Annotated in this window: 17 protein-coding genes and 1 pseudogene; 11 read left to right on the forward strand and 7 right to left on the reverse strand. The window is 70.2% G+C overall.

Annotation, left to right across the window (positions count from 1 at the left end):
* Positions 1 to 7: 7 nt before the first annotated feature.
* The 7 genes from WA675_RS22025 (at position 8) to WA675_RS22055 (ending at position 6,343) form a co-directional block, all read left to right on the forward strand.
* Positions 8 to 1,282, forward strand: a complete 1,275-nt coding sequence (locus WA675_RS22025; protein WP_336086737.1) for a family 2 encapsulin nanocompartment cargo protein terpene cyclase — start codon at positions 8 to 10, stop codon at positions 1,280 to 1,282.
* Positions 1,279 to 2,151, forward strand: a complete 873-nt coding sequence (locus tag WA675_RS22030; RefSeq protein WP_336086738.1) for a geranyl diphosphate 2-C-methyltransferase — start codon at positions 1,279 to 1,281, stop codon at positions 2,149 to 2,151. The genes WA675_RS22025 and WA675_RS22030 overlap by 4 nt, the downstream gene beginning before the upstream one ends.
* The gene (idi, locus tag WA675_RS22035) at positions 2,148 to 2,711 is read left to right on the forward strand and encodes an isopentenyl-diphosphate Delta-isomerase (protein WP_336086739.1); all 564 of its coding nucleotides are present in this window, start codon (positions 2,148 to 2,150) and stop codon (positions 2,709 to 2,711) included. Before WA675_RS22030 ends, idi begins: the two co-directional genes overlap by 4 nt.
* Positions 2,712 to 2,893: 182 nt before the next feature.
* A complete protein-coding gene (locus tag WA675_RS22040; RefSeq protein WP_336086740.1) occupies positions 2,894 to 3,262 on the forward strand; it encodes a hypothetical protein in 369 nt (122 codons plus the stop codon).
* A 77-nt stretch (positions 3,263 to 3,339) separates the two neighbouring features.
* A complete protein-coding gene (locus WA675_RS22045; RefSeq protein ID WP_336086742.1) occupies positions 3,340 to 4,518 on the forward strand; it encodes a serine hydrolase domain-containing protein in 1,179 nt (392 codons plus the stop codon).
* Positions 4,519 to 4,560: 42 nt separating this feature from the next.
* Positions 4,561 to 5,784 (forward strand): threonine ammonia-lyase, encoded by a 1,224-nt coding sequence (ilvA, locus tag WA675_RS22050; protein ID WP_336086743.1) that lies wholly within the window; start codon positions 4,561 to 4,563, stop codon positions 5,782 to 5,784.
* An 82-nt stretch (positions 5,785 to 5,866) separates the two neighbouring features.
* Positions 5,867 to 6,343: a GNAT family N-acetyltransferase gene (locus WA675_RS22055; RefSeq protein WP_336086744.1), complete on the forward strand. Its 477-nt coding sequence runs from the start codon at positions 5,867 to 5,869 to the stop codon at positions 6,341 to 6,343.
* A gap of 3 nt (positions 6,344 to 6,346) precedes the next feature.
* Here the strand turns inward: WA675_RS22055 and WA675_RS22060 are convergent, their stop codons facing one another.
* From WA675_RS22060 to WA675_RS22070, 3 genes are all read right to left on the reverse strand, one after another.
* On the reverse strand, positions 6,347 to 6,670 hold the full coding sequence (locus WA675_RS22060) for a DMT family transporter (RefSeq protein WP_336086745.1): 324 nt from the start codon (positions 6,668 to 6,670) through the stop codon (positions 6,347 to 6,349).
* 4 nt (positions 6,671 to 6,674) lie between these two features.
* The gene (gene argH / locus WA675_RS22065; protein WP_336086747.1) at positions 6,675 to 8,093 is read right to left on the reverse strand and encodes an argininosuccinate lyase; all 1,419 of its coding nucleotides are present in this window, start codon (positions 8,091 to 8,093) and stop codon (positions 6,675 to 6,677) included.
* Between the two features lie 102 nt (positions 8,094 to 8,195).
* Complete coding sequence (locus WA675_RS22070; protein ID WP_336086749.1) at positions 8,196 to 9,398, reverse strand: argininosuccinate synthase; 1,203 nt, start codon at positions 9,396 to 9,398, stop codon at positions 8,196 to 8,198.
* 274 nt (positions 9,399 to 9,672) lie between these two features.
* Between WA675_RS22070 and WA675_RS22075 the strand changes: the two genes are divergently transcribed.
* Both WA675_RS22075 and WA675_RS22080 read left to right on the forward strand, forming a co-directional pair.
* Complete coding sequence (locus WA675_RS22075) at positions 9,673 to 9,813, forward strand: hypothetical protein (RefSeq protein ID WP_336086750.1); 141 nt, start codon at positions 9,673 to 9,675, stop codon at positions 9,811 to 9,813.
* Positions 9,814 to 9,838: 25 nt separating this feature from the next.
* Complete coding sequence (locus WA675_RS22080; RefSeq protein WP_336086752.1) at positions 9,839 to 9,979, forward strand: hypothetical protein; 141 nt, start codon at positions 9,839 to 9,841, stop codon at positions 9,977 to 9,979.
* Between the two features lie 4 nt (positions 9,980 to 9,983).
* Here WA675_RS22080 and WA675_RS22085 read toward each other — a convergent pair whose 3' ends face one another.
* Positions 9,984 to 10,337 carry a GNAT family N-acetyltransferase gene (locus WA675_RS22085; protein ID WP_336086754.1) on the reverse strand — a complete coding sequence of 118 codons (354 nt, stop codon included), beginning with the start codon at positions 10,335 to 10,337 and terminating at the stop codon, positions 9,984 to 9,986.
* A gap of 131 nt (positions 10,338 to 10,468) precedes the next feature.
* On the opposite strand from WA675_RS22085, the gene WA675_RS22090 reads away from it, so the two are divergent.
* Positions 10,469 to 10,621, forward strand: coding sequence for a hypothetical protein (locus tag WA675_RS22090; RefSeq protein WP_336086755.1), 153 nt, complete (start codon positions 10,469 to 10,471; stop codon positions 10,619 to 10,621).
* A 52-nt stretch (positions 10,622 to 10,673) separates the two neighbouring features.
* A complete protein-coding gene (locus tag WA675_RS22095) occupies positions 10,674 to 11,477 on the forward strand; it encodes an aldose epimerase family protein (RefSeq protein WP_336086756.1) in 804 nt (267 codons plus the stop codon).
* Between the two features lie 21 nt (positions 11,478 to 11,498).
* Here WA675_RS22095 and WA675_RS22100 read toward each other — a convergent pair whose 3' ends face one another.
* From WA675_RS22100 to WA675_RS22110, 3 genes and pseudogenes are all read right to left on the reverse strand, one after another.
* Complete coding sequence (locus tag WA675_RS22100; protein ID WP_336086928.1) at positions 11,499 to 11,972, reverse strand: helix-turn-helix domain-containing protein; 474 nt, start codon at positions 11,970 to 11,972, stop codon at positions 11,499 to 11,501.
* A gap of 54 nt (positions 11,973 to 12,026) precedes the next feature.
* Positions 12,027 to 12,113, reverse strand: a pseudogene (locus WA675_RS22105) (hypothetical protein); the annotation flags it as partial.
* Between the two features lie 373 nt (positions 12,114 to 12,486).
* Entirely contained in the window at positions 12,487 to 12,990 is a 504-nt protein-coding gene (locus WA675_RS22110; RefSeq protein ID WP_336086757.1) for an arginine repressor, read from the reverse strand.
* Between the last annotated feature and the right edge of the window lie 11 nt (positions 12,991 to 13,001).

Raw genomic sequence — 13,001 nt, forward strand, 5'->3', positions numbered from 1 at the left:
GACCGCCGTGTCCCTCCTCACCCGGGCGGCGGCCCCGCACACGGGCACCGAGCTCGCCGCCACGGTCGCGGCGCTGCTGCACGACGCCACGGCCCCGGCCGAGTTGTTCCCCCGGCTCGGCAGGTCGGCATCCGTTGTGCCGCAGCGGATCCCGGCGCCGACGCCCACCTCCCCCGCCCCCTTCCGGCTCCCGGGACCGACCGGGCTCGGCACCAGCGGCTTACGCCCCGTCGGGCTCGGCGCGACCGTCGCCGAACCGAAACCCACGGCGCCACAAAAGATTCCGGCGCTGTACTGTCCGCCGCCCGAACGTGACGACCCGGCGCTCGCCGAGGCCGTGAACGTCGGCCTGCTGGCCTGGGCCGCCGAGATCGGTCTCTACGAGGGCAGGCTCGACGACCTGCGCAAGGCCGATTTCGGCAGGCTCATCATGCTCGCCCATCCCGATTGCGACGACCCCGATCTGCTGCTGGCCGCCGCGCGCTGCGCGGTCGCCGAATGGTCGGTCGACGACTACTACTGCGAGGAGGACGCCCCTGGCGACACCGCACCCGACGGCACCCCGTCCAGCGCCGCCGCCGAACTCGGGCCCCGGCTCGAACTCGCCGCGGCCGCCATGGACCCGGCCCACCTGCCCGCCCGCTACGCGCCCCGGCTCGAACTGGCCATGCAGGCCGACCCGATCCTGCGCGCGTTCCGGACCTCGTTCGCCCATCTGGCGGGCTATTCCAGCTCGGCGCAGCTGGCCCGGCTGCGCACCGAGATCGCGGGCTGGTTCATCGCGCTCGGCGCCGAGGCGGGCTGGCGTGCGGCGGGCCGTATGCCCCCGGTCTGGGAGTACCTGACCAACCGGCAACCGCACAGCTTCCTGCCGTGCATGGCCCCGATCGACGTGGTCGGCGGCTACGAGCTCTCCGCCGCCGGGTACACCGATCCGGCGGTGCGGCGGGTCGTCACCACCGCCGCGCTGGCCGCCCAGATGGTGAACGACCTGTATTCGATGGCGCGCGAGGATCTTTCGGACGGCAGGGAGTTCAATCTGCCGACCGTGCTCGCCGCCGAGGAGAACTGCACGCGCGCGGACGCGGTGCTGCGGACCGCGCAGATCCACGACGAACTGATGCACCGTTTCGAACGGGAAGCGGCCCCGCTCGCCGCCACCGGCTCCCCCGAGCTGCGCCGCTTCCTGGCCGGGCTGTGGGCCTGGATGGGCGGCAACCGCGCCTGGCACGCGGGCAGCCGCCGCTATCACGACATCGCACCTGGAGAGGACGACCGATGACCATCGCGAACCCCCGCACCGACACTGTCCTGCGCACCACCTACCAGCGCTCGGTCGCGGCATACTGGAACGACAACCCCAACGACGACCGGGTCAACACCAAGCTCGGCGAGGTCGACGGTCTCTACCACCACCACTACGGCATCGGCGAGCCGGACTGGTCGGTCATCGAGGGCCCGGAGCAGACCCGGCAGGACCGCATCGTGCGCGAACTGCACCGCCTGGAAACCGCCCAGGCCGACTACCTGCTCGACCACCTCGGCGCGATCCAGCCGCACGACCGGCTGGTCGACGGCGGGTCCGGGCGCGGCGGCACCAGCTTCATGGCCGCCGATCGCTTCGGCTGCCAGGTCGACGGGGTCTCCATCTCGGAGTACCAGGTGGGCTTCGCCAACGAGCAGGCCGCGAGCCGGGGCGTCACCGACAAGGTCAACTTCCACTTCCGCAATATGCTCGACACCGGCTTCGCCGACGAGTCGGTGCGCGGGATCTGGACCAACGAGACCACCATGTACGTCGACCTGTTCGACCTCTACGCCGAGTTCGCCCGGCTGCTCGAGCCCGGCGGCCGGTACGTGTGCATCACCGGCTGCTCCAACGATGTCACCGGGGGCCGCTCGGCCTCGGTCAGCTGGATCGACGCGCACTACGGCTGCATGATCCACCCGCGCAGCGAGTACTTCCGTGCCCTGGCCGACAACGGCCTGATCCCCACCACCGTGGTGGACCTGACCCCCGACACCATCCCGTACTGGGATCTGCGCACCCACTCCGAGCTCGCCACCGGCGTGGAGCAGCCCTTCCTCACCGCCTACCGCGAGGGGAGCTTCCAGTACCTGATGATCGTCGCCGATAAGGTGGCCAGGTGACCGAACAGCTCGCCGACCCGTCGACCACCCGCGAAGCCCTGCCCGTGGAGCTGGTCGACGATTCCGGAGCTGCGATCGGAGCGTGCTCGGTGGCCGATGCGCATCGGCCACCGGGCACGCTCCACCGGGCCTTCTCGGTGCTGCTGTTCGACCGGGCGGGCCGGGTGCTGATCCAGCAGCGGGCCGGGGTGAAGACCCGTTTCCCCCGGCAGTGGGCCAATACCTGCTGCGGGCATCCGCTGCCCGGTCAGCCGGTGGCCGAGGCCGCCGCGGTCCGCCTGGACGAGGAGTTCGGCCTGGCCGCCGAGCTCACCGAGGTCGGCACCTTCCGCTACCACGCCGGGGACGCGACCACCGGCCGCGTGGAACACGAGTACGACCACGTGCTGATCGGTGACGCGGGCGAGCAGCCGCCACGCCCCGACCCCGCCGAGATCGGCGACTGGGCCTGGATCGCCCCGCGCGATCTGCGCGCCGACCTCGCCGAGCAGCCCGGCAAATACACTCCGTGGCTGGCCCAGGTCCTCGAGATCGCCGACGCGGCCCACCGGGCCCGCTGACCCCCTTCCCTCCCCAGCATTTCTTCCCCACACCCCGACGATCGCCCCTCGAGGAGGCACATCGGATAGATGCGCATATCTATATCTGCCGATGTCTTGGCGTTCCTTGGCCAAATCACAGGATCGCCACAGTCGCCGACCAGGCCGCGCGCCCATTCTGGACCGGGAAAGGTTCCGCAGAGGTGAGTGAGGTAGCGATGGTCGAGGTCGAGATCGATGACGACACGGTGACGGTCCATGTGCTCGGTGGGCATCGCCTCCTCGCCCTGCGCCAGCAGGTGGTGATCGATCGCGCCGCGATCACCGAGATCACCACCGCCGAGGTGGACCTGCGCCCGCCGTGGGTCCGTGCGCCCGGCACCTTCATCCCCGGCGTGATCGCCGCGGGCGTCTACCGGGGCAAGGGCCGGAAAGAGTTCTGGGACACCACATTCACCGGCCACGCGGTCCGCATCGACCTCGACGGCCCCGATTTCACCCGGCTCGTCGTCGACGTCGACGACCTCGACGCGGTACTCGACGCCCTGACCGCCGAGTCCGTCCGCGGCTGACCCGCTACCCACACCGACCGGCCGGTAAGTGATCACCGAACCGGCCGGTCGTCCAGGTGTGGTGGCATGCTCGGATCATGGGAGATTCGACAACGCAGTCGGTGGATCGACGTTTCGTCCGGTTGGTGGCCATCTTCGATCGGCTGTTCCGTACGCCCGCGCACGGTGGCGGCGCGCTGTGCGTGTATCTGCACGGGGAACCGGTGGTCGACGTCTGGGCGGGATACGCGAGCCCGGGGGTGCCGTGGACGGCGGAGACGGTCGCGCTGGGGTTCTCCACCGGAAAAGGCGTGGCCTCCACGGTGATCCACCAGCTCGCCGAGCGCGGGCTGATCGGCTACGACACCGCCGTGGCCGAGTACTGGCCGGAGTTCGCGGCGGCGGGCAAATCCCACATCACGGTGCGCGATGTGCTCACCCACCGGGCCGGGCTGCACCGGTTGCGCGGCCTGCTGCCCGGTCCGGCGGAGTCGTTCTTCGACGACGCGGCCGTCACCGCGGCGCTGGCCGCCGCCACGCCCGATCCCCGGCATCGCAGCACCAGTGGCTACCACGGCATCAGCTACGGCCACCTGGCCGCCGAGCTGGCGCACCGGGTGACCGGGCGTGAGTTCACCGAGGTGGTGCGCACCGAGCTGGCCGAGCCGCTGGGCGCCGAGGAACTCTGGTTCCGGGTGCCCGCCGAGCAGCGGCACCGCATCGCCACCACCTTCCCGCGGCTGCGCGCGGCGGGCATGAACTGGGATACCGGCTCGGATCTGCTCACCCGCACCCGGTTCGCGGCCGCCGCCGAGACCACCCCGCGTGGTTTCGCCGACCTCATCGTCGACCCGCGCGTGCACGATTCGGTGATGCCGGGCGTGAACGGGGTGTTCTCCGCGCGGGCCCTGGCCCGTCTCTACGCCGCGCTGGCCGGTGGCGGCGAGCTCGGCGGCACCCGGATCCTGGACCCGGAGTCGATCCGCCGGTTCAGCGCCCGCCAGGTCTTCACCCCCGATTACGTGCTGGCCTTCCGGATTCCGTGGGCGCTGGGCTTCCACGGGGTCCCGATGAAACCGTCCAAGGCCGACCCGATCTCGGCCTTCGGCCACTTCGGGCTCGGCGGCTCGGGGGCGTTCGCCGATCCGGAGACCGGGCTGTCGCTGGCCTTCGTCACCAACCGGCTCGGCGGCAAGCTCACCCCGCTCGGTGACGCCCGGCTCACCCGGCTGGGCACGGTGGCCCACAATATCGCCAAGGCCGACCAGCGTCGCTGACCCGCGTGTGGTGATCACCCGCGCGGGGCGTGAGCTGGCACGATGAGGCGCATGGAGACCGTCGGGCTGGAGCGGATCGAAGCTGCCGCGGCGCTGCTGGCGCCGGTCATCCGGCGGACGCCGACCGTGGCCTCGCGGGTGCTGTCGGACCGGGCGGGCTCGCCGGTGCTGCTCAAGTGCGAGAACCTGCAGCGGACCGGGTCGTTCAAGCCGCGCGGCGCCTACCACCGGATCGCGCACCTGGCCGCGGCCGAGCGGGCGCGCGGCGTGGTGGCCGCGTCGGCGGGCAATCACGCGCAGGGGGTGGCGTGGGCGGCGGCGGAGCTGGGAATCACCTCGACGGTGTTCATGCCGATCGGCGCCTCGCTGCCGAAGCTGACGGCGACGCGCGCCTACGGTGCCGAGGTGCATCAGATCGGGGACACCATCGACGAATCCCTGCTCGCCGCACAGGAATTCGCCGAGCGCACCGGGGCGACGCTGATCCATCCGTTCGACCATCCCGATATCGTCGCCGGGCAGGCCACCGTCGCGCTCGAGATCCTCGAGCAGGTGCCCGAGGTGGGCACGGTGGTCGTGCCGACCGGCGGCGGTGGGCTGCTGGCCGGGGTGGCGGTCGCCCTGCACGCGCTGGCCCCGCACGTGCGGGTGATCGGGGTGCAGGCGGCGGAGGCGGCGGCCTGGCCGGATTCGCTGGCCGCGGGGGTCCCGGTGCGGGCGGCGCGGATGGCGACGATGGCGGACGGGATCGCGGTCGGCCTGCCGGGCGCAGTGCCGTTCGCGCACGTGCTCGACCTGGTGACCGAGATCGTCACCGTCGACGAGGACGCGCTGTCGAAGGCGCTGCTGCTGTGCCTGGAACGCGCCAAGCTCATCGTCGAGCCCGCGGGCGCGGCCGGGGTGGCCGCCCTGCTCTCCCCCACCCTGCGCGACCTGCCGGGCCCGGTGGTGGCGATCCTGTCCGGCGGCAATATCGACCCGCTGCTGCTCACCCGGGTGATCGGCCACGGCCTCAGCGCGGCGGGCCGCTACCTGGCCATGCGCGTCACCATCGCCGACCGGCCCGGCGCGCTGTCGACCCTGCTCGGCGTGGTCGGCCGCGCGGGCGCGAGCGTGGTCGATATCGTCCACTCCCGCACCGGCAGGTGGCTGGCCGTCGACGAGGTCGAGGTCTCCCTCACCGCCGAGACCCGCGGCCCCACGCACCGCGACGAGGTCCTCGACGCCCTGCGCGACGCAGGCTTCCGCGTCCGCGCGGAGCTGTGAACACCCGCCGTTCCTCGATCGCGGAACGGCCGAGCGCTAGAGTTCGGGAGTTCCGCCAACCGCCGCCGACACCAGGATCACCGTGACCGAACAGCACCGCCCCACCATCCGCCCGGCGACCGGGCAGGATCTCGGCGCGCTCCAGGCGCTCGCGCGTCGCACGATCGACACCTGTTATCGCGGGTTCCTCGGCGACGAGGCCGTGGACTGGTTCATCAACAGCGGCGCTTCCGACGACCATGTCCGGAGTCATCTGGAGCAGGGTCGCGTGTACTGCCTCGATCAGGACGACCGAATCGTCGGTCTGTCCATCCTCGACGGCCCCACGGTCGACCTGATGATGATCGACCCGGATCAGCACCGTCGGGGGCTGGGGCGCCTGCTGCTCCGGCACGCGGAGGAAACACTCTTCACCCGGTACCCGAGCATCCGGCTGGAGACCTTCCCGGACAATGCCAGGGCCCGGTCGTTCTACGAGTCCTGCGGCTGGATCCTCGGGGATCAGCTGGCGGATGAGGGGCCCGCCAAGCTCGAATACACCAAGACCGCGCGTTCCTGACAGCTAGTGGGCGCCGCCGAGTTCCAGCGCCAGGACCCCCAGGATGACCAGGCCGATGCCGCCGACCTGGATCAGGGTGAGCCGCTCGCCCAGGAACAGCACGCCGATCCCGGCGATGGCGGCCACCCCGACCGCCGACCAGATGCCGTAGGCCACGCCGATCGCCATACCCCGCTTCAGTGCCTGGCCCAGGAAGAAGAACGCCAGGGCGTAGCCGATCACCACCACGATCGAGGGCACCAGTTTGGTGAACCCCTCCGAGAGTTTCAGCGACACGGTCGCGGTCACCTCGGTGGCGATGGCCAGCGCCAGGAACAGCAGGGTCATCGGGTCAGCGCAGCCAGGCGCGGGCGTCGTCGGCGGACGCGCGCACCTCGTCGAGCTGTTCGGCCACCCGGACACCGGCGGTGCCGCCGCGGGCGTTGCGCGAGGCGATCGAGCCCGCGACGGTGAGCACTTCGCGCACCCCGGCGGTCAGGGCCGGGTCGACGGCGGCGAATTCCGCGTCGGTCAGCTCGTCCAGGCCGACGCCGCGGATCTCGGCGGCGCGCACACACGCACCGGCGGCCTCGTGGGCCACCCGGAACGGAACACCCTGGCGCACCATCCATTCCGCGATATCGGTGGCGAGGGTGAAACCGGCGGGGGCGAGTTCGGCCATCCGGTCGGTGTGGAAGGTGAGGGTGCCGACCAGGCCCGCGATGGCGGGCAGCAGCAGTTCCAGCTGGGCGACCGAGTCGAACAGGGGTTCCTTGTCCTCCTGCAGATCCCGGTTGTAGGCCAGCGGCTGCGCCTTGAGGGTGGCCAGCAGGCCGGTCAGGTTGCCGATCAGGCGACCGGCCTTGCCGCGGGTCAGTTCGGAGACGTCCGGGTTCTTCTTCTGCGGCATGATCGAGGAGCCGGTGGACCAGGCGTCGGCGAGGGTGAGGTAGCCGAATTCCGGTGTGCTCCAGAGGATGATCTCCTCGGCCATCCGGCTCAGGTCGACGCCGATCATGGCCAGCACGAAGGCGGCCTCGGCGGCGAAGTCGCGCGAGGAGGTGGCGTCGATGGAGTTGGCCGCGGCGGCGGTGAAGTCCAGTTCGGCGGCGATCTGCTCGGGGTCGAGGCCCAGCGAGGAACCGGCCAGCGCGCCCGACCCGTAGGGCGAGACCGCGGCGCGCTTGTCGAAGTCGCGCAGGCGTTCCAGGTCGCGCAGCAGCGGGTGCGCGTGGGCCAGCAGGTGGTGGGCCAGCAGGACCGGCTGGGCGGCCTGCAGGTGGGTCTTGCCCGGCATCACGGCGTCGGGGTGGGCGGCGGCCTGGGCGACGAGCGCGTCGACCACATCGAGCACCCCGGCGGCGATCCGGCGCACGCCGTCGCGCAGCCACATGCGGAACAGGGTGGCCACCTGGTCGTTGCGCGAGCGGCCCGCCCGCAACCGGCCACCGAGCTCGGTGCCGACCCGGTCGATCAGACCGCGCTCGAGCGCACCGTGCACGTCCTCGTCGGACTCGGCGGGCCCGAAGGCGCCGGAGGCCACGTCGGCGGCGAGCGCGTCGAGCCCGGCGAGCATGCCGGACAGGTCCGATGCGGAGAGCAGCCCCGCCTTGTGCAGCACCCGGGCGTGCGCCTTGGACGCGCGGATGTCGTAGGGCGCCAGCGCCCAGTCGAAGTGGGTCGACTTGCTCAGCGCCGCCATCGCCTCGGCCGGGCCGGACGCGAATCGCCCACCCCAGAGGGCACCTTCGTTGGTTCCGCTGTGGGTCATCGGGTTCTCCTCCGGTCGGGATGGCGGGTGGGCAGGGCCGGGCACGGCACCGGCCGGTCCGTGACGGGACCGGCCGGTGTCGAGACTACGACGTGCTGTTACTTACTTCTGGTTCAGGTCGCGACGGGCGGCGACCTTCGAGGACAGGCCGTGGATCTGCACGAAGCCCTTGGCCAGCGACTGGTCGAAGGTGTCGCCCTCGTCGTAGGTGGCCAGGTTGAAGTCGTAGAGCGACTGCTCGGAGCGACGGCCGTTGACCACGGCGGAACCACCGTGCAGCACCATCCGGATGTCACCGGAGACGTGCTGCTGGGTGTCCTGCACGAAGGCGTCCAGGGCGCGCTTGAGCGGGGAGAACCACAGGCCGTCGTAGGCCAGCTCGCCCCAGCGGGCCTCGACCTGACGCTTGTAGCGGCCCAGCTCGCGCTCGATGGTGACGTTCTCCAGGGCCTGGTGCGCGGTGATCAGCGCGATGGCGCCCGGCGCCTCGTAGATCTCGCGGCTCTTGATGCCGACGAGCCGGTCCTCGACCATGTCGAGGCGGCCGACGCCCTGGCGACCGGCGCGGGTGTTCATCTCCTCGATGGCCTGCAGCACGCTGACGGGACGGCCGTCGATGGCGACCGGCACACCCTTGTCGAAGGTGATGATGACCTCGTCGGGCGCCTCGAAGTTCACCGTCGGGTCGGCGGTGTAGTCGTAGACGTCCTTGGTCGGCGCGTTCCACAGGTCCTCGAGGAAGCCGGTCTCGACCGCGCGGCCCCACACGTTCTGGTCGATGGAGAACGGCGACTTCTTGGTGACGTTGATCGGCAGCTTGTTCTGCTCGGCGAAGGCGATGGCCTTCTCGCGGGTCCAGGCGTAGTCGCGGACCGGGGCGATCACGTTCAGGTCGGGGGCCAGCGCGCCGATGCCGACCTCGAAGCGGACCTGGTCGTTGCCCTTGCCGGTGCAGCCGTGCGAGACGGTGGTGGCGTTGTGGAACTTGGCGGCCTCGACGAGGTGCTTGACGATCAGCGGGCGGCTGATGGCCGAGACCAGCGGGTACTGGCCCATGTACATGGCGTTGGCCTGGATGGTGGGCAGGCAGTACTCGTCGGCGAACTCGTCGCGCGCGTCGACCACGATGGCCTCCACGGCGCCGCAGTCCAGCGCGCGCTGGCGCACCACGTTCATGTCCTCGCCGCCCTGGCCGAGGTCGATGGCCACAGCCACCACCTCGGAACCGGTCTCCTTCGCGATCCAGCTGATGGCGACGGAGGTGTCCAGCCCACCGGAGTAGGCGAGTACGACGCGATCGGACATGTCTGTTGTGCTCCTCGAAGTCTGGTAGTACATCTGCACGGGCTGCCCTGAGCAGTATGAATGCTCCGGCCGCCGGTCGGCTCGCGCCGTTGCTGCAAATGATTATGCATGATGATGCAATCTCATTCATAACCGGGGGTCACGGCCGGGTCGGCGACCCCCGAAATGGGCGGCCACCTGCGGCGACAGCGAGACGGACCTTGGCGACTCCTCGGCGATGTGAGACGCTGGTCACAGCAGCTACCAATCGGTCGGGGTCGAGGGAGTGGTCACCATGCATGAATTGCAGCAGTTCGCCCAGGACAACTACGACCTGATCGGCACGGTGGTGATCGGGCTCGGCAATCTCAGCCTGACCGTCGCCAAGGTCGTCATCGAGATGGGCGCGCCGATCCTGCGCGATCTCCTCTACTGACCTTCCGACACCGAGAGGCGGCACCATGAACGAAGACAAGATCCTGGGCGTCCTGTCCGACAACTACGAGGCCCTGGCCACCACCGGCCTCGCCCTCGGCCGCATGGGCTTCGATATCGCCGCACCACTGCTGCTGGCCATCCTGAATTTCCTCGGCACCGCCTGACCCGTCAGCGGGCCCGCCGGTCCCGCAGCCGCGCCCGTACGCGCGGCCAGTCCTCGGCGGTGATCGAGAACAGCACGCTGTCGCGCACGGTGCCGTCCCCGCGCCGGAAGTGGCGTCGCAGGGTGCCCTCGTAGACCGCGCCGAGCCGGGCGATGGCGCGCTGGGAGCGCTGGTTGCGCACATCGGTCTTCAGCTGCACCCGGCCCACACCCAGCGACTCGAACGCGTACCCGAGCACCAGCAGCTTCGCGTCGGGGTTGACCGCACTCCCCCAGACCGACGGCGCGTAGGCGGTGAAGCCGATCTCCAGGGAGGCGTCGCGGGGTCGCGCGTCCAGGTAGCAGGTGAGGCCGACCACCGAGCCCGCCGGTCAGGGACCGGTTCGAAGGTGGTGTTGTGTCGCACGGGGACGAATCTACGGCCGGTGTCAGGGGTGTATGGCACCCTGGGAGTGCACTATTCGGCTCCACGGACGTGAGGACGAACGAGATGCTCCATTACATCGCGCAGGAATTCTCCACGCTCGGCAACGGTGTGCTCGATGTCGGCCGGGCGCTGGTCGAGCTCGTGCAAGACATCATCGATGTCGCGACGCCGGACCAGCGGGGCGGCGGGGGCGGCGGGCAGTATCCGTTCACCTGAGCACCGGCGTGGGATGCGCCGGAGTGCGCCGCCGCGCCGCTAGTCTCCGGGCATGGCAGCCCAGGATGTGCGCCTCCAGGCCGACGACGCGGCGCTGATCATCGCCCCCGGCGACGGCGGCGCGCTGCACAGCCTCACCGTGGCGGGCACCGAACTGCTCCGGCAGGACCCGGGCACCGGGAGTTTCGTCATGGCGCCGTGGGCGGGGCGGCTCGGCTACGGCCGGTTCACCGTGGGAGCGCACACCTACACGATGCCGATCGACCATCCGCCGCACGCGATTCACGGCACGGCCCGCCACGGCACGTGGGTGGTGGTCGACGCCACCGAGCGCACGGCCACCCTGCTGCACCGGCTCAGCGATCCCTGGCCGTTCGCGGGCACAGTCACCCAGACCTTCGCGCTCACCGACACCGGCCTCACCCTGACCATGCGCATCGCCACCGACGGCGACCCGTTCCCGGCGCAGGGCGGCTGGCATCCGTGGTTCCTGCGCGAACTCGCGCCCGCCACCGGCCCGCTCGAACTCGACTTCCACCCCGACTGGCAGTATGAGCGCGGCACGAACTACCTCCCTACCGGTCGCCACATCCCGCCGATGCCGCCACCGTGGGACGACTGCTTCGCCATGCCCGACGGTGTCCGTGCCCGCCTCACCTGGCCGGGGTTCCTCGAGTTCACCATCACGAGCCAGGTTTCCGATGTCGTCGTGTGGACGCTGCCGGAGGAATCGCTGTCGGTGGAGGCACAGTCCGGCCCGCCGGATGGCCTCAACACCCAACCCCGAATGGTCACCGCCGACGCGCCGATCGACATCCGGGTCGACTGGAACTGGCGCCGGTTGCCACCGACCTGAATCCGACCGCGTGCGCGTCGCTCAACCGCGTACTCGGCGAATCCCCGCCGCGAAATCGTCAAGGGCGGTGAGTATTCCGTCGGCTTGCCAGACTCGATTGCGAGCGCGCTGTGTCACCTCGCGCAGCACTCCGGATTCCACCAGCCGATCGATGGCCCGCTGTGCCGCGACCCCACTGATGCCGAAAGCCTCGACGACATAACCGCTGTTGACCACCGGTTGTGCCATGAGCCGATCGATCAGCTTCCAGGCCGTGGAATCCGCGCGCGCGGTGGTCTGTTCCTGGTAAGCGGCACGGACAGATCTGAGCTCGTCGACAAGTCGGCGCCCGCTGCCGATGGCATAGAACGCCGCGTCGACGAACTGGCGCACGATCGGTTCGGGGTCGCCGGATCGGAAATGGGTCAGGGCATCGAAGTAACTTCCGGTATTCACCAACAGGCCAGCCGAGATCGGCACGGTGACGTGGCTGGTCAGCCGTCGACTGTTCAGCATCGCGTGGACGAGAGCGCGGCCGGTTCTGCCGTTACCGTCAGTGAAGGGATGGATCGTCTCGAATTGCGCGTGTGCGAGCGCGATATGCGCCAGGGCGGGCACGTCTGTCCGCTGCACGAAGTGGATGAGGTCAGCGATAGCTGCGGGGACCCGATCATGGTGTGGAGGCCGAGCTCGAGCGCCACTTCCATCGCGCGCACGTTGGCAGTGACGATGCGCGCGTTCCGGTTGGTGTGCTCACCGAGCTCGGCCATCGCGAGTTGCCGAGCGCCCACAGTGAGGTTCTCGATCTGCGACGACGCGGAGCTCTCGGTGCGTAGCAGCACGGAGCTCATCGGTCCGAGTTCGCAGTCGGTTCCGAGCTCGGCCGATAGATGCGCATCGAACCGCACCAGTTCCTGCGCGGCTTCGTCGGCTTCAGCCTGAGCCATTAGCGTTAAGTAAGTATCTTCTTTGCTTAACCTTATATGCCCATCATTGGATAATGGGCCCCGGCTCTGCAACCGTGGTCCCCTCAGGCCAATCCTTCGATTTTCGCGGCCAGTTCGGCGCCGGTGAGGGGTTCGCGGGCGATCACCGCGATGGTGTCGTCACCGGCGATGGTGCCGACGATGAAGGGCAGCGCGGCCCGGTCCAGCGCGCTGGCCAGGAAGTGGGCGGCGCCGGGTGGGGTGCGCAGGACGGCGAGATTGCCGCTGGCGTCGGTGGAGACCAGCAGGTCACCGAGCAGTTTGGACAACCGGCCGGTGCCGCCGGTGACTCCGCGCACGGGGCTGCCGTCCTCGGGGACCACGTAGACGCCCGCGCCGCCGTCGGCCGCGCGCAGCTTCACCGCGCCGAGTTCGTCGAGGTCCCGCGAGAGGGTGGCCTGGGTGGTCTCGATACCCTCGGCGGCGAGCAGCGCGGCCAGCTCGGTCTGGCTGCGCACCGAATGCGCCGACAGCAGCTCGACGATGCGCGACTGGCGGCCTGCGCGGGTGCGGGCGATCGCGGGCGAGCCCTTCTCGGGCGCGCTCATGGCCTGCCCTC

Origin of the sequence: Nocardia sp. SSK8 (assembly GCF_037034205.1) — a bacterium.
Classification (GTDB): Bacteria; Actinomycetota; Actinomycetes; order Mycobacteriales; family Mycobacteriaceae; genus Nocardia.